The sequence below is a fragment of the Delftia sp. DT-2 genome (assembly GCF_028401915.1).
GTDB lineage: Bacteria > Pseudomonadota > Gammaproteobacteria > Burkholderiales > Burkholderiaceae_C > Comamonas > Comamonas tsuruhatensis.
In genome coordinates this window covers 24,691-39,776 of sequence record NZ_JAQOTI010000011.1, presented here as the reverse complement: position 1 = coordinate 39,776, position 15,086 = coordinate 24,691, and the positions used below count along the sequence as shown (strand labels likewise).

Below are 15,086 nucleotides of genomic sequence, written 5' to 3'. Positions count from 1 at the left end.
GCGGGTGTGCCGAAGACTGTTCATATGATCATTGAGTGGTCATTTTTGATTTGTTGAAATTGGCGTGTCAATGCCTTTTGGCTGTTCAATAGCCAAGGGAAAACGATAGGATTTGATGAATTTTGTAAAAAATTCAACGGGTTACGTACTAATCTTGCCGGCTCACATAGCTATCGTTGTTTGACAACTGCTCTTCGATTGAGAAGACTCTCGTAAAACATTGATCAAATGATCATGTGATGGTCTTTTGTAATGAAGGGGATGCCATGAAGCTGGCCATCGGCTGCGACGAAGCCGCCTGCGACCTCAAGAACGCCGTGAAGCAGCATCTGCTGGCCCAGGGCCACGAAGTGGCCGACTTCGGCACGCATGACGGCGAGCCGGTGCTCTACCCCGACATCGGCATCGCGGTGGCGCAGGCCATCGTCCAGGGCCGCCATGAGCGCGGCGTTCTCCTGTGCGGCACGGGCATAGGCATGGCCATTGCGGCCAACAAGGTGGCAGGCATCCGCGCCGCGCAGGCCCATGACACCTATTCGGCCGAGCGCGCCAGCCGCAGCAACGACGCGCAGATCATCACGCTGGGCTCGCGCGTGATCGGGGTGGAGCTGGCCAAGGCCATCGTGGACCGCTTCCTCGCATCGCGCTTCGATGGCGGCAGCTCGGCCCTGAAGGTGGATGCCATCACCGGCTTCGAACGCTCGCAGGCCGCCGCGGCCGGGCGCGGGCAGGGCGCGTGACCATGGACACCGGCACCAGCACCGGCACCGCACTGCTGCAGGCGCGCGGCGTGGCCAAGAGCTTCGGCGGCGTGCCTGCGCTGCGCAACGGCTGCCTTGAGCTGCAGGCCGGCAGCGTGCACGCGCTGTGCGGGGGCAATGGCGCAGGCAAATCCACCTTCCTGAACATCGTGATGGGCCTGTTGCGACGCGATGCCGGCGAGATACTGCTCAAGGGCCGGCCGGTGGATTTCGCCACGCCGCACGAGGCGCTGGCGCACCGCCTGTCCATCATCACGCAGGAGCTGTCGCCCATCCCGGGCATGAGCGTGGCCGAGAACATCTTCCTGGGCCGCGAGCCCCGGCGCGCCGGCATGGTGGTCCGCCATGCCGCGCTGCTGGAGCAGGCGGATGCGCTGCTCAGGCAGCTGGGCTTCGATATCGATCCGCGCGCGCAGATGGGCCGCCTGAGCCTGGCGCAGACCCAGCTGGTGGAGATTGCCAAGGCCCTGAGCCGGCAAAGCGAGCTGATCATCATGGACGAGCCCACCTCGGCCATCGGCGAAAGCGAGACCGCCATCCTCTTCGACGCGATACGCCGCGTGACCGCGCAGGGCGCCGGCATCCTCTACGTGTCGCACCGCCTGACGGAGATCTTCACCATTGCCGACAGCTACACGGTGTTCCGCGATGGCGGCTTCGTGCAGACCGGCGCGCTGGCCGATATCGACCGGCGGCAGCTGGTGAAGCTCATCGTGGGCCGGGAGGTCCGCGCTGCCGCCAGCGAGCGCAGGGCTGCGGCGCAGGGCGAGCTGCTGCTGTCGGTGCAGGGGCTCACGCGCCGGGGCGAGTTCGAGGACATCAGCCTGGACGTTGCCCCCGGCGAGGTGCTGGGCATCTACGGACTGATGGGATCGGGCCGCAGCGAATTCCTCAACTGCCTGTACGGCCTCACGCGCGCCGACCAGGGGCAGGCGAGCCTGGACGGACGGCCCCTGCCGCGCGGCAATCCGGCGGCGTCGATCAAGGCGGGCCTGGCCCTGGTGACCGAGGACCGCAAGGCCACGGGGCTGGTGATGAGCTCCTCGGTGCGCTTCAACGCCAGCTTGCCCGCACTGCCAGGCCTGCAGCGCGCCGGGGTGGTGGATGGCGCGGCAGAGCGCGTGCTGGTGGGCGGCCTGCTGCAGCGCCTGCGCGTGAAGCTGGCCAGCCCGGCCATGCCGGTCTCGGGCCTGAGCGGCGGCAACCAGCAGAAGGTGGTGCTGGCCCGTTGCATGGCCACCAATCCCGTCTGCCTGCTGTGCGACGAGCCCACGCGCGGCATCGACGAAGGTGCCAAGCGCGAGGTGTACGCCTTCCTGGCCTCGCTGGCCGCGCAGGGCCATGCCGTGGTGGTGGTGTCGTCCGAGGCGCCGGAGCTGCTGGAGCTGAGCGACCGCATCGCCATCTTCCGCAAAGGCCGGCTTGACCGCGTGGTGGCCGGCCACGGCATCACGCAGGAGGCGCTGATGCACCTCGCGTCCTGAGCCCGGGCGATGCCCATGCAGCGTTTTTCCCCTTGCCTTTCACAACACACAGGAGACATGACCATGCCGTTTTTCCGCTTCACCACCGTGCTTGCAGCCGCGCTTGCCGGTGGGCTGTTCCTGGCCGCAGCGCAGGTCCGGGCCCAGGCTCCGGCCCCGCTGGCGGCACCAGTACCAGCACCAGCGCCGGCCAAGCCCTACCGCATAGGCGCGGCCGTCTATGGGCTCAAGGGCGAGTTCATGCAGATGTGGACCAAGGAGCTGAAGGCGCATCCGGCCGTGAAGGACGGCACGGTGCAGATCACCGTGTTCGACGGCAACTACGACGCGCTGACGCAGAGCAACCAGTTCGACACCATGATCACGCAGAAGTACGACGGCATCCTCTTCGTGCCCATCGACCTGAAGGCGGGCGCGGCGCCCGTGCACAAGGCGGTGAAGGCCGGCATTCCCGTGGTGGGCTCCAACACGCGCGTGCAGGGCGATGTGCTGACCTCCTACGTGGGCAATGACGATGTGGTGGCCGGCCGCATGCAGGCCGAGGCATTGATGAAGGCCATCGGCGGCAAGGGCAATATCGTCGTCATCGAGGGGCCCATAGGCCAGTCGGCACAGATCGAGCGGGCGCGCGGCAATGACGAGGTGCTGGCCCGCCACAAGGACGTGAAGGTGCTGGCGCGCAAGACCGCCAACTGGTCGCGCGCCGAATCCATGGGACTGATGGAGAACTGGCTGACCGCATTCCCGGGCCAGATCCAGGGCGTGATCGCCCAGAACGACGACGAGGCCCTGGGCGCGGTACAGGCCATCAAGACCAAGGGCATCGATATCAAGACCATCCCGGTGGTGGGCGTGGACGGCGTGGCCGCCGCCATCACGGCCGTCAAGCGCGGGGAGATGACCACCAATTTCCAGGATGCCCAGGCCCAGGCGCAGGGCGCGCTGGATGTGCTGCTGCGCCAGCTTGTCGGCCCGTCCTACCGGCCGCGCTCGGTGGTATGGAGCGAGTATGCCCAGGCCATGCCCTGGGGCGATGGCACGGCCAAATCCTACGAGGTGCCCTGGACCGCCATCGTGCCCGCCAATGCCGACGCCTTCTTGCAGAAGGTGCGCAAATGAGCGCCGCCGGCCTGGAGCGGGACTTCGACGGCCGCACGGCCCTGGTCACCGGCGGCGCGGGCGGCATCGGCCTGGCGATTGCCCGGCAGCTCGCCCAAGGCGGTGCGCGTGTCGTCCTGCTGGACCTGGAGCGGCAGGCACTGGACGTGGCCGCTGCCAGCCTGGCGGAGCCCAGGCGCCACCTGGCGCTGGCGGTGGATGTGACCAGGCCCGAGGGCGTGGAGCAGGCGGTGGCCACGGTGCTGGAGGCCACGGGCCGCATCGACATCCTGGTCAACAGCGCCGGCGTGGCGCTGCTGGAGCCGGCCGGCGAAATCAGCGAGGCGGCGTGGGAGCGCACGCTGGCGGTCAACCTCACGGCGCCGCTGCTGCTGGCCCAGGCGGTGGCCCCGGCCATGCGCCGCCAGCGCCACGGCCGCATCATCAACCTGGCCTCGCAGGCCAGCGTGGTCGCGCTCCGGCGCCATGCCGCCTATTGCGCCAGCAAGGCGGGCCTGGTGGGGCTGACGCGCGTGCTGGCGCTGGAGTGGGCGACGGACGGCATTACCGTCAACGCCATCTCGCCGACCGTGGTGGACACGCCGCTGGGCCGCAAGGCCTGGGCCGGGCAGGTGGGGGAGGCCATGCGGGCACTCATCCCCACGGGCCGCTTTGCGCAGCCCGAGGAGGTGGCGCGGCTGGCCGTGTTCCTGGCCGGTACGCACGCCGGCATGCTGACGGGCGAGAACATCGTCATCGACGGGGGCTACTCCATCCAGTGAGCGGCCTGCCGGCCCCACGCCTTTCTTCCATCAACGCGGGAGTCCTCCATGACGAATCTTCAAGCCGCATCTTCGCCGCCGCTCTTGGGGCGGCGCGCGCTGGACCTGCGCAGCCTGCGCGAGCGCTACGGCGTGGTCATCGCGCTGGTTGCGCTGTGCGCGGCGCTGGCGCTGGCCAACCCCCATTTCATGACCTGGGGCAACTGGGCCGACATCCTGCGCCAGACCTCCATCAACGGCATCCTGGCCATCGGCATGACGTGCGTGGTGCTGACGGCGGGCATCGACCTGTCGGTGGGCGCCATCCTGGCGCTGGCCGGCATGGTCGGCGCCTGGCTGGCGGCCGATGGCCAGGGGCTGGCGGTGAGCGTGGGCGCCGGGCTGGGCGTGGGCATGCTGCTGGGCGGCGTCAACGGCCTGCTGGTGGCCTGGTTCGCGGTGCCGCCCTTCGTGGCCACGCTGGGCATGCTCAGTGCGGCGCGCGGCCTGACCTACATCTACAACGACGGCATGCCGGTGTCCGAGCTGCCCGACGGCTTTCTTGCCATCGGCGCCGGCCAGCTGGGACCCGTGCCCATGCCCATCGTGATCTTTGCCGTTGCCGTCGCGGTGTTCGCCTTCGTGCTGCGCTACACCGTGTATGGCCGCTACATCTACGCCGTGGGCGGCAACCTGCGCAGCGCCAAGACCAGTGGCATCAACACCCGCGCCATCGTGCTGCTGGTCTATGTGGTCAGCGGCCTGCTCGCGGGACTGGCCGGCATTTTGCTGGCGTCGCGCACCACGGCGGCGCTGCCGCAGGCCGGCGTGTCCTACGAGCTGGACGCCATCGCGGCCGTGGTGATCGGCGGCACCAGCCTGTCGGGCGGCACGGGCAGCCTGGGCGGCACGGTCGTCGGCGTCCTGCTCATCGGCGTGATCAACAACGGGCTGAACCTGCTGGGCGTGTCCTCGTATTACCAGCAGCTGATCAAGGGCGTGATCATCGTCGGCGCCGTGCTGCTCGACAGTTCGCGCCGCAGGGCATGAAGCGCTGCGCCCACGTCCTGTCCACCATCTGCAACCCGGGAGAGTTCCATGCAAAACACCCTGCCTGACGCCGCCGATACGAACATGCTGGCCGTGGTCTGCCACGGCCCCAGGGATTACCGGCTCGAACGCGTCGCACGTCCGCAGGCCGGGCCGCGCGAGCTGGTCATCCGCGTGGCTTCCTGCGGCATTTGCGCGGGCGACTGCAAATGCTGGGCTGGCGCGCCGCGCTTCTGGGGAGATCCGGAAAAAGGCCGCCCCGCCTATGTGCGCCCGCCGGTGATCGCGGGCCACGAGTTCTGGGGCCATGTGGTGCAGGTGGGCGAGGGCGCGCAGGAGCACCACGGCGTGCAGCTGGGTGACCGGGTGATCGCCGAGCAGATCGTGCCCTGCCATGCCTGCCGCTATTGCAGGACCGGCTTTCGTTGGATGTGCGAGGTACACGATGTCTACGGCTTCCAGGGCCAGGTGGCCGATGGCGGCATGGCCGAGTACATGCGCCTGTCCGCCCGCGCCGTGGTGCACCGGATTCCCGAGAGCGTGGCCTTCGAGGATGCGGCCATCACCGAGCCGCTGTCCTGCGCCATCCATGCCGTCAACCGCGGCGACATCCAGCTCGATGATGTGGTGGTCATCGCCGGCGCGGGCACGCTGGGCCTGCTCATGGCCCAGGTGGCGCGCCTGAAGACGCCGCGCCGGCTGGTGGTCATGGACTTGTCGGACCAGCGCCTGGCGCTGGCACGCCGCTGCGGCGCCGACGTGACCATCAACCCCGCGCGCGAGGATGCCCGCGCCATCGTGCACGCACTGACCGACGGCTATGGCTGCGATGTGTACATAGAGACCACGGGCGCGCCCTCGGGCGTGACGCAGGGGCTGGACCTGGTGCGCAAGCTCGGCCGCTTCGTGGAGTTCAGCGTCTTCGGGCGCGAGACCACGGTGGACTGGTCCATCATCGGCGAGGAAAAGGAGCTGGACCTGCGCGGCGCCCACCTGAGCGCCCATTGCTACCCCATCGCCATCGACCTGCTGGCGCGCGGGCTGGTCACCTCCGAGGGCATCGTCACCCACCGCTATGCGCTGTCGGACTGGGAGAGCGCCATCCGGGTGGCCGATTCCATGGACTCGGTCAAGGTCCTGCTGCTGCCCCACGCTGGCGAGGCCCGGTGAGCGGCGCTACACTGCGCGCCTTTCCCGGCACCCTTGGAGGCACCCTTGACTGAAAGCGACCTGACGCGACTGGCGACCCTGTACTACGTCGATGGATGCACGCAGGACCAACTGTCCAAGGAGTTCGGCATCTCGCGCGCCACCGTCGGGCGGCTGCTGCGCCGCGCGCAGGAAGAGGGCATTGTCGAGATCCGCGTGCGGCCGCATTCGCTGGTTTCCGCCGACCTGGAGCGGCAGTTGACCGAGCGCTTTCACATCAAGCGCGCGCTGATCGCGGTGGACCACAAGGATGCCGACCGGCAGCGCGAACTGCTGGCAGGGCTGGTGGCCAGCGAGCTGGAGCGCATCCTGGTCGATGGCTCCATCGTGGCCGTGGGCATGGGGCGCAACGTGTCCTCGGTCTCCGAGCACGCCCTGTCCGCCACACGGCGGGAATGCCACTTCGTCAGCGCCATCGGCGGCTCCTACCGTGGCGGGGAGGCGATGAACGCCGACCACATCGCGCGCCGCCTGGCCGCGCGCTTTGGCGGCAGGTCCGAATCGCTCTATGCGCCGGCCCTGGTGGGCGATCCGCAACTGCGCAAGGCGCTGCTGGACAACGACACCGTCAGGCACACCCTGGACAAGGCGCGCCGTGCCGACATCGCCCTCATCGGCGTGGGCGATGTCAGCGTGGACAGCAACATGGCCCGCATGGGCTGGTTTTCCGCGCAGGAGATCTCGGACGCCCGCCGCGCGGGCACGGTGGGCGACATGATGGGCTACGACTTCATCGACATCCACGGCCAGCCTGCCGCAACCCCCATGCAGGACCGCGTCATCGGCCTGAGCCGCGAGGACCTGCTGCGCATACCCAACGTCATCGCCGTGGCGGCCGAATCCAGCAAGGTCACGGCCATCCTGGGCGCCCTGCGCACCGGCGCCATCGACACCCTTGCCACCACCACGGCCAACGCGGCGGCCGTGCTGCAGCTGGACGATGTCATGGGGACGACGCGCTGACGCAGCGGGGGAGGCGCGGCTCTTGGGCGGCGCGCCTAGTTCGACGCGCGGCGGTAGAAGGCCAGCGAGCCTGCCAGCGCCAGCAGCATGCCGCCGCACAGGCGGTCCAGCCACATCACGGCCCGCCCGCGCAGCAGCCGCGCGGCGCGTGATCCGGCGAAGGCATAGGCCAGCATCACCAGGAAATCGATGAGCGCGAACACCAGCGCAATGGCGATGTACTGCGGCGCCTGGGCGGCCGCCGGGTCGATGAACTGCGGCAGCAGGGCCGAGCAGAACAGGTAGCCCTTGGGATTGGTCACGGCGACCAGGAACGACTTGAGCAGCACGGTGCGGGCGCTGTAGCCGTCGGCGCCAGTCTCTGCCTTGCCGCCACCCTGGGGTGCCGACAGCGATCCGCCCTGGCTGCGCAGCATGCGCAGGCCCAGCCAGGCCAGGTACGCCGCTCCCGCCCACTTGACCACCGAGAACCAGAACTCCGAGGCCGCCAGCAGCGCGCCCAGGCCCAGCGCGACAGCGCCGACCAGCACGAAGTCCGACAGCACGGCGCCCAGCATGCCCGGCAGGGCGCGGCGCACGCCGTGGCGCGAGCCATTGGCCAGGGCCAGCAGCACGGTGGGACCGGGGGTGATGATCGCGATCAGCGCGACCAGGGAGAAGACGAGCAGGGTGGCGAGGGTCATGTCGGCGAAGGCTCATGCGGTTGGCAACAGCCTGCCACTGTGCCAGCTTTGCCTGCCTTGCGCAGCCCCTGCCGACCCGGGGCAGGGCACACGGGGCAGGGCACACGGGGCGGGCAGGCGTCAGTCGCTGCCCACGCCGCCGGCGGCAAAGACCGGGCCGCGCGTGCCGGGTACCCAGCCCGGGTAGGTTTCCATCACTTCGGCGAACAGGGCCGAATCGATCCAGCGCTGCAGCCAGGCCTGCAGGTGCGGCCAGGGCTGCTCGTTCCATTGCGACTCGTCGATGCGCGCGTACTGGCGCACGAAGGGGCGCAGCGCCATGTCGGCCAGGCTGGGGTTCTGGCCGAACAGGTAGCCGGTGGCCTCCAGCTGGTCGTCCAGCTCGGCCAGCCAGGTCAGGGCATCGGCCTGGGCGTGGTTGACCTCTTCGGCCGTATAGCGCTCGGGGTACTTGCAGCGGTCCAGGGCGTGCTTGAAAAAGCCGTCGTTGCGCTCGATCAGCGCCAGCATGTCCTGCAGCGAGCCGCTGGTCGGTGCCAGCCAGCCATCCGGGTCATTGGCGCGCAGCGCGTGCAGCATGACATCCAGGCTCTGCTCGATCACGCGGCCGTCCTCCAGCACCAGCACGGGCACCGTGCCCTTGGGCGATGCATCGAGCAGCGCCTGCGGCTTGTTGCGCAGGTTGATTTCGCGCAGCTCGCAGGCCAGGCCGGCATGGGCCAGCGCCAGGCGGGCGCGGATGGCGTAGGGGCAGCGGCGAAACGAGTAGAGAACCGGCAGGGTCTGGGTCATGGAGCGGGAGCGGGGCTAGGGGCCAAAAGCGGCAGATGATAGCGCCGGGGCCAAAGTCGGAAGGCCTGCGGGTCTTGCCGCGGGCGTCCGTGGCTATTGCAGCTGCGCCAGCAGCCATTGCCTGAAGGTCTTGAGCGCCGCGCTGGGTGCGCGCGAGCGCAGGTGGGTCAGCCAGTAGGCGCCCGTGTCCACCTCCTGCTCGAAGGGGCGCACCAGCCGGCCCTGCTGCAGCAGGTGCTGGAACATGCGCGCCGGCAGCAGGGCCACGCCTGCTCCCTGGGCGGCCGCTTCGGCCAGCGTCAGCGAGGAGTCGAACATGGCCCCGCGCGCCAGCGGCGCGCTCTGGTCCAGCGTGGCGAACCAGCTCTCCCATTCCTGCAGGCGGTACGAGCGCAGCAGCGTCTGCCCGGCCAGGTCGGCCGGCTGGCGCAGGCGCTGGGCCAGGGCCGGGGTGCACATGGGCGTCAGCGGCGCGCGCAGCAGCAGCTCGGCGCGCGTGCCCTGCCAGGCGCCGTCGCCGAAGCGCACGGCCGCATCCAGCCCTTCGCCGGCCAGGTCCACGCGGTTGTTGTGCGTGAGCAGTCGCAGGTCGATGTAGGGGTGCTGCTGCTGGAACTGGCCCAGCCTGGGAATCAGCCAGCCGATGGCGAAGGTGCCGACCACGCCCACGGTGAGGACCTCGCGCGGGCGCGGCTCGGCCACCTGCTGCAGCGAATGCTCTATGCGCGCAAAGCTCTCGGCCACGGCAGGCCACAGCGCATGGCCTTCGTCGGTCAGCGCCAGGCCGCGCGGCAGGCGCCGGAACAGCGGCTTGCCCAGGCGCTCCTCCAGGTTGCGGATGTGCTGGCTGACGGCGGCCTGGGTCACGCACAGCTCGTCGGCCGCCCGCGTCAGGTTGAGATGGCGCGCGGCCGCGTCGAACATGCGCAGGGCATTGAGGGGCAGTTGCATGGTGAGCCAATAGTTTTTCTAAGGGATGCTGCCAATTATTCACGCTGGTCGCAGATTGGGCGCGGCGCTATCGTTGCGTTTGTCGATCTGCAACTGAAAAGGAAAAACAATGCAAAGACGCGATTTTCTGATGACGGGCGGCGCGGCCGCCTGGATGGCGGCCGGGCTGGCAGGCTGCGCCCTGCCATCAAAAAAACAGGGGGCTGCCGACCAGGCCTTCAGGACCGAGCTGGCGCGCATCGAGAAAAGTGTGGGCGGCCGGCTCGGTGTGGCCGTGCTGGAGGCGGAGTCGGGCGCCAGCGTGGACCACCGCGGCGACGAGCGCTTTGTCATGTGCAGCACCTTCAAGCTGCTGCTGGCCGCCCAGGTGCTGGACCGCGTGCAGCAGGGTGATGAGCGCCTGTCGCGCCGCGTGCACTACGCCAGCTCCCGGCTGGTTCCCTACTCGCCGGCCAGCGGCCCGCGTGCCGGTGACGGCGGCGGCATGACCATCTCCGAGCTGTGCGAGGCCGCCGTGGTGCTCAGCGACAACACGGCCGCCAACCTGCTGCTGGACGCCAGCGGCGGACCGCAGGCGCTGACGCAGTGGCTGCGCGCCAGCGGCGACGAGACCACGCGCCTGGACCGCATGGAGCCCGAGCTCAACGAAGGCCTGCCCGGTGACGAGCGCGACACCACCACGCCGCTGGCCATGGTGCAAAGCATGCAGCGCCTGCTGCTGGGATCGGTGCTGGACGGCCATGGCCGCGCCCTGCTGCAGCAATGGCTGGTGGCCAGCCGCACGGGCGACAAGCGCCTGCGCGCGGGCATGCCGGCCGGCTGGCGCGTGGGTGGAAAGACGGGCACCGGCGATCGCGGCACGGCCAACGATGCCGTCATCGCCTGGCCCACGCCGCAAAGCGCACCGCTGCTGGTGACCGGCTACCTCACCGAATGCCCGGCCGACGCGCCACAGCGCGATGCGGCGCTGGCAGCGGCCGGCAAGGCGGCCGCACGCTGGCAGGCAGCAGTGCAAGGCTGAGTTGCGCCACCATGTCGCTTGATTTGGGCGATTTCAAAAAAATTGGCGCGGCCTGAAGACGAGAGACACCGAGGAAGGGCCTGGGCCGGCCGCGCCGCCCCCGCACCGAGGGTGTCGCCGGCCGCCCGTATGCCCCCCTCGTGAGGGGGAAGGCGCACAGCGCCTCAGGGGGTTACAACTTCTTGACCAGGACCTGACTTTTGCGGTCCCAGTTGTACTTGGCCTTGCGCGCCTCGGGCAGCCAGTCGGGGTCCACGGGCTGGAAGCCGCGCTTGATGAACCAGTGCATGGTGCGCGTGGTCAGCACGAACAGGCTGTCCAGGCCCTGGGCCTTGGCGCGCTGCTCTATGCGCTTGAGCAGCTTCTCGCCGTCGCCCGTGCCCTGGCTCTTGGGCGAGACGGTGACGGCCGCCATCTCGGCCGTCCTGGCGCTGGGATAGGGGTAGAGCGCGGCGCAGCCGAAGATCACGCCATCGTGTTCGATGATGGTGTAGTGGGCGATGTCGCGCTCGATCTCGGTGCGGCTGCGCTTGACCAGGGTGCCGTCCTTCTCGAAGGGCTCGATCAGCTGGATGATGCCGGCCACGTCGTCGGGCGTGGCCTCGCGCAGCTCTTCCAGCTTCTCGTCGATGATCATGGTGCCGATGCCGTCGTGCACATAGATCTCCAGCAGCAGCGCGCCGTCAATCGCAAAGGGCAGGATGTGGCTGCGCTCCACGCCGTGCTCGCAGGCATGCACGCAGTGCTGCAGGTAAAAGCCCGTGTCCGTGGGCTGCTCGGGCGTGGGCAGCTCGGCCAGCATGCGGCGGGCCGTGGCCAGCGGCAGCTCGGTGTCGATGGGGTTGGTCTCATCGGCCGGGCCCGTGGGGTCCATGCGGATGCCCGGCACCTCGGTCATGAAGATCAGCTTGTCGGCCTTCAGCTCGATGGCCACGCGCGTGGCCACCTCTTCCATGCTCAGGTTGAAGGCCTCGCCGGTGGGCGAGAAGCCGAAGGGCGACATCAGCACCATGGCATCCATGTCCAGTGCGCTGCGGATGCCGCTGACATCGACCTTGCGCACCAGGCCCGAATGCTTGAAATCCACGCCGTCCACGATGCCCACGGGCCGCGCCGTGAGGAAGTTGCCCGAGATCACCCGCACCCGTGCCCCCGCCATGGGCGTATTGGGCAGGCCCTGGCTGAAGGCGGCCTCGATCTCATAGCGCAGCTGGCCAGCGGCTTCCTGGGCGCAGTCCAGCGCCACGGAGTCGGTGATGCGCACGCCGCGCGAGTACTGGGCCTCATGGCCCTTGGCGGCAAGCTGTTCGTTGACCTGGGGACGGAAGCCATGGACCAGCACGATCTTCACGCCCATGGCCTGGATCATGGCCAGGTCCTGGACGATGGAGCTGAGCTTGCCCGATGCGATGGCCTCGCCCGTCAGTCCCACCACAAAGGTCTGGTGTCGGAACTTGTGGATATAGGGAGCCACGGACCGGAACCAGGGGACGAAGGTGAAGTTGAAGACGGTGGACATGGTGGTCAGTCGGGGCATCGGGCCGATGCCGGGCAGAAAAAAAAGGCCTGCGGACAGGTCCGCCAGGACATGCTCGCGCAGGCAGGCGCCAGTGTAGCGGCATGGCGCGGCACCTGCGCACAGAAATGGGATGGAACGCCACGCAAATCGACCCTGCTGCACGGTGCCGGCGGCACAAGGCACAGGACCTTGTCCGACGGGGGCCCGCCTGCAAGCCCGTGTAAGCTTCGCCACCATCGGTGAACCACGCAAGGCGCCCCCATTCATGCCATTGAGCGCTTCCATGTTTTTTCCGTTGCTTGCGCGGCCTGCGCGCGTTTTGCCGTGGCTGCCGTGGCTGGCGGCGCTGGGCATGGTCGCAGGGGCGGCCCAGGCTGCAGGGGAGGCTCCGGCCTCCCAGGCCGCCGCCGCGATGAGCTTCGTGCAGGCCCGCCAGGCGCTGCTGGAGGGCTCCGACCAACTGGCCGCCTCGGCCAAGGCCGTGGAAAGCGCGCGGCTCAGACGCCAGGGTACGCAGGGGCTGGGCGGGCCTTCCGTGGCCATCACGGGCCTGGGCTACCGCTACTCGGCCAATGCCGACATCGATCTCGATCCTGCGCGGCGCACCCTGGACGGCGTCCTCGGCCAGCTGCCGCCCTCGGTGGGGCCGGCCATTCCCTCGCTGCCGCAACTGCCCACCTCCTATGCCTTGCAGCGCAAGAGCACGAATGCCTCGGCCAGCCTGTCCCTGGTCTGGCCGCTGTACCTGGGCGGCCTGTCCGATGCGGTGCGCAGCGGCCTGGACGCTGCCACGGACGAAGCCCTGGCCGATGCCGCCAGCAGCAGCCACGCCCTGCATTCGCTGCTGGTGCAGCGCTACTTCGGCGCCCAGCTGGCCGAGCGTGCGGCCCGGCTGCGCGAGCGTGCGCTTGAAGGCGTGCGCGTGCATGACGCGGCGGCGCAAAGCATGCTCAAGGCGGGCGTGATCTCCCGGCTGGAACGCCTGCAGGCCCGTGCCGCGCTGGCCGATGCCGAACAGCAGGCGCGCAAGTCGCGCGACGACGCAGACCTGGCCGCAGCGGCGCTGGCGCGCACGGTCAAGGCGCAGCGGCAGGTGCTGCCCAGCACGCCGCTGTTCGTCAGCAGCCGGCCTTTGCCGCCGCTGGACGGCTTCGTCGCTGCAGCCCAGGCGCACCATCCGGGTCTGGACAAGGTGCAGGCCAAGAAGCGCCAGGCCGAGTCGCTGCACGACGCCCAGGAGGCGCTGCGCCGGCCGCAGCTGCTGGCCTTCGGTTCGCGCGAGGTCAACACCAGCGGCAAGCCCAACTGGGTGGCTGGCGTGGCCGTGCGCTGGACGCTGTGGGACAGCATCGACCGCGATGCGCTGGCCGCCTCCTCGCAGCGCAAGATCGAGCAGGCCGAGCTGACCCGAGCCCAGGCGCTCAGCGACATCGCGCTGCTGGTCGAAAAGAACTGGCTGGGCGTGGAGCAGGCACGCCGCCAGTACCAGGCCCAGCAGGCCCAGGAGGATCTTGCGCGCGAGCTGCTGCGGCTGCGCGAGGCCGGCCTGCGGGAAGGCACCAGCACCACGCTGGACCTGATCGATGCCAGCCTCAATCTCGCCAAGGTCCAGACCCAGCGTGCCGAACTGGCCAACCAGTATGTGCAGGCCCTGGCCGCACTGCTGGAGAGCACGGGCCAGAGCGAGGAATTCGACCGATTCATGGCCCAGGCCGACATACAGATCCCACCCGACGCACCATGAGCACAGCCACGCCCGACCATCCCCGCAGCGCCACCGAAGCACCCGGCCCCGCGCCCGTGCCGCCGGGGCGCAGGCGCCCCTGGCTGGCCCTGGCCATCGTGCTGGCCGTGCTGCTGCTCGTGGCCTGGGGCTTTTGGCGTGCGGCGCAGCCCGCCCCCCTGTATTTCCAGGGCCAGATGGAGGCACGCGAGACCGACATCGCGCCCAAGGTCACGGCGCGCATCGCCAAGGTGCGGGTCACCGAAGGCCAGAAGATCCAGCCCGGCGATCTGCTGGTGGAGATGGACAGCCCCGAGGTGCGCGCCAAGCTGGCCCAGGCCGAGGCCGCGCGCGATGCCGCCCAGGCCCAGGCCGACAAGGCGCAGGCCGGCGCACGCCCGCAGGAAGTGCAGATGGCGCGCCTGAACTGGCAGCGCGCCCAGACGGCCGCCGACCTGGCCCAGACCTCGCTGCGCCGCGTGCAAAGCCTGTTCGACCAGGGACTGGTTGCGGCCCAGAAGCGCGATGAAGCCGATGCCAACTGGCGCGCCTCGCGCGACCAGGCGCTGGCTGCGCGCGCGCAATATGAAATGGCGGCTTCGGGTGCGCGCCAGGAGGATCGCAGTGCCGCCCAGGCCCAGGCACGCCAGGTGCAGGGCGTGGTCGCCGAGGTGGAGGCTGCGCGTGCCGAGACCGAGCTGCGCAGCCCCGTGGGCGGCGAGGTGGTCCAGGTGCTGGCCCGCCAGGGCGAGCTGTCCCCGCAGGGCGTGGCCGTGGTCACCGTGGTGGACCTGGCCGACCAGTGGGTGGTGCTCAATGTGCGCGAGGACCAGCTTGCACGCTTTGCCCAGGGCAGCCGCTTCACCGGCCGCCTGCCGGGCCTGGACAACCGCGAGGCCGGCTTCGAGGTCTACTACCTGGGTGTGCTGCCCGACTTCGCCACCTGGCGCGCCACGCGCGCCGGCCAGGGCTTCGATGCGCGCACCTTCGAGGTCCGCGCGCGGCCGCAGCAGCCCATTGCAGGCGCGCGGCCCGGCATGAGCGTGGTCGTGGAAGGCGGCCGTTGAGCGG

At 69.4% G+C, this 15,086-nt stretch carries 14 protein-coding genes; 10 read left to right on the top strand and 4 right to left on the bottom strand.

The features are described from left to right. The first annotated feature begins 266 nt into the window (after positions 1 to 266). From rpiB to PO605_RS20230, 7 genes are all read left to right on the top strand, one after another. Positions 267 to 740: a ribose 5-phosphate isomerase B gene (rpiB, locus tag PO605_RS20260; RefSeq protein ID WP_012206383.1), complete on the top strand. Its 474-nt coding sequence runs from the start codon at positions 267 to 269 to the stop codon at positions 738 to 740. A 2-nt stretch (positions 741 to 742) separates the two neighbouring features. Then, on the top strand, positions 743 to 2,245 hold the full coding sequence (locus PO605_RS20255) for a sugar ABC transporter ATP-binding protein (protein ID WP_047475159.1): 1,503 nt from the start codon (positions 743 to 745) through the stop codon (positions 2,243 to 2,245). 63 nt (positions 2,246 to 2,308) lie between these two features. Further along, a complete protein-coding gene (locus tag PO605_RS20250; protein WP_272206797.1) occupies positions 2,309 to 3,364 on the top strand; it encodes a substrate-binding domain-containing protein in 1,056 nt (351 codons plus the stop codon). Next, on the top strand, positions 3,361 to 4,125 hold the full coding sequence (locus PO605_RS20245; protein ID WP_043790231.1) for a GolD/DthD family dehydrogenase: 765 nt from the start codon (positions 3,361 to 3,363) through the stop codon (positions 4,123 to 4,125). Before PO605_RS20250 ends, PO605_RS20245 begins: the two co-directional genes overlap by 4 nt. A 48-nt stretch (positions 4,126 to 4,173) precedes the next feature. Continuing rightward, the gene (locus PO605_RS20240) at positions 4,174 to 5,154 is read left to right on the top strand and encodes an ABC transporter permease (RefSeq protein ID WP_272206796.1); all 981 of its coding nucleotides are present in this window, start codon (positions 4,174 to 4,176) and stop codon (positions 5,152 to 5,154) included. 48 nt (positions 5,155 to 5,202) lie between these two features. Continuing rightward, a complete protein-coding gene (locus PO605_RS20235; RefSeq protein ID WP_047474998.1) occupies positions 5,203 to 6,324 on the top strand; it encodes an alcohol dehydrogenase catalytic domain-containing protein in 1,122 nt (373 codons plus the stop codon). Between the two features lie 45 nt (positions 6,325 to 6,369). After that, positions 6,370 to 7,326 (top strand): sugar-binding transcriptional regulator, encoded by a 957-nt coding sequence (locus tag PO605_RS20230; RefSeq protein WP_272206795.1) that lies wholly within the window; start codon positions 6,370 to 6,372, stop codon positions 7,324 to 7,326. 35 nt (positions 7,327 to 7,361) lie between these two features. On the opposite strand, the gene PO605_RS20225 is transcribed toward PO605_RS20230, so the two are convergent. From PO605_RS20225 to PO605_RS20215, 3 genes are all read right to left on the bottom strand, one after another. Beyond that, positions 7,362 to 8,009 carry a LysE family translocator gene (locus tag PO605_RS20225; protein WP_016448251.1) on the bottom strand — a complete coding sequence of 216 codons (648 nt, stop codon included), beginning with the start codon at positions 8,007 to 8,009 and terminating at the stop codon, positions 7,362 to 7,364. 120 nt (positions 8,010 to 8,129) lie between these two features. Next, positions 8,130 to 8,801: a glutathione S-transferase gene (locus PO605_RS20220; protein WP_016453271.1), complete on the bottom strand. Its 672-nt coding sequence runs from the start codon at positions 8,799 to 8,801 to the stop codon at positions 8,130 to 8,132. A gap of 93 nt (positions 8,802 to 8,894) precedes the next feature. Continuing rightward, a complete protein-coding gene (locus PO605_RS20215) occupies positions 8,895 to 9,752 on the bottom strand; it encodes a LysR family transcriptional regulator (protein WP_012206374.1) in 858 nt (285 codons plus the stop codon). 109 nt (positions 9,753 to 9,861) lie between these two features. Here PO605_RS20215 and bla point away from each other — a divergent pair, with 109 nt between their 5' ends. Beyond that, on the top strand, positions 9,862 to 10,773 hold the full coding sequence (bla, locus tag PO605_RS20210; protein ID WP_012206373.1) for a class A beta-lactamase: 912 nt from the start codon (positions 9,862 to 9,864) through the stop codon (positions 10,771 to 10,773). A 172-nt stretch (positions 10,774 to 10,945) separates the two neighbouring features. Here bla and argA read toward each other — a convergent pair whose 3' ends face one another. Then, on the bottom strand, positions 10,946 to 12,292 hold the full coding sequence (argA, locus tag PO605_RS20205) for an amino-acid N-acetyltransferase (protein WP_012206372.1): 1,347 nt from the start codon (positions 12,290 to 12,292) through the stop codon (positions 10,946 to 10,948). Between the two features lie 283 nt (positions 12,293 to 12,575). Here argA and PO605_RS20200 point away from each other — a divergent pair, with 283 nt between their 5' ends. Both PO605_RS20200 and PO605_RS20195 read left to right on the top strand, forming a co-directional pair. Then, complete coding sequence (locus PO605_RS20200; protein WP_272206794.1) at positions 12,576 to 14,036, top strand: TolC family protein; 1,461 nt, start codon at positions 12,576 to 12,578, stop codon at positions 14,034 to 14,036. Next, on the top strand, positions 14,033 to 15,082 hold the full coding sequence (locus tag PO605_RS20195; RefSeq protein WP_016448246.1) for an HlyD family secretion protein: 1,050 nt from the start codon (positions 14,033 to 14,035) through the stop codon (positions 15,080 to 15,082). Before PO605_RS20200 ends, PO605_RS20195 begins: the two co-directional genes overlap by 4 nt. Positions 15,083 to 15,086 lie beyond the last annotated feature (4 nt).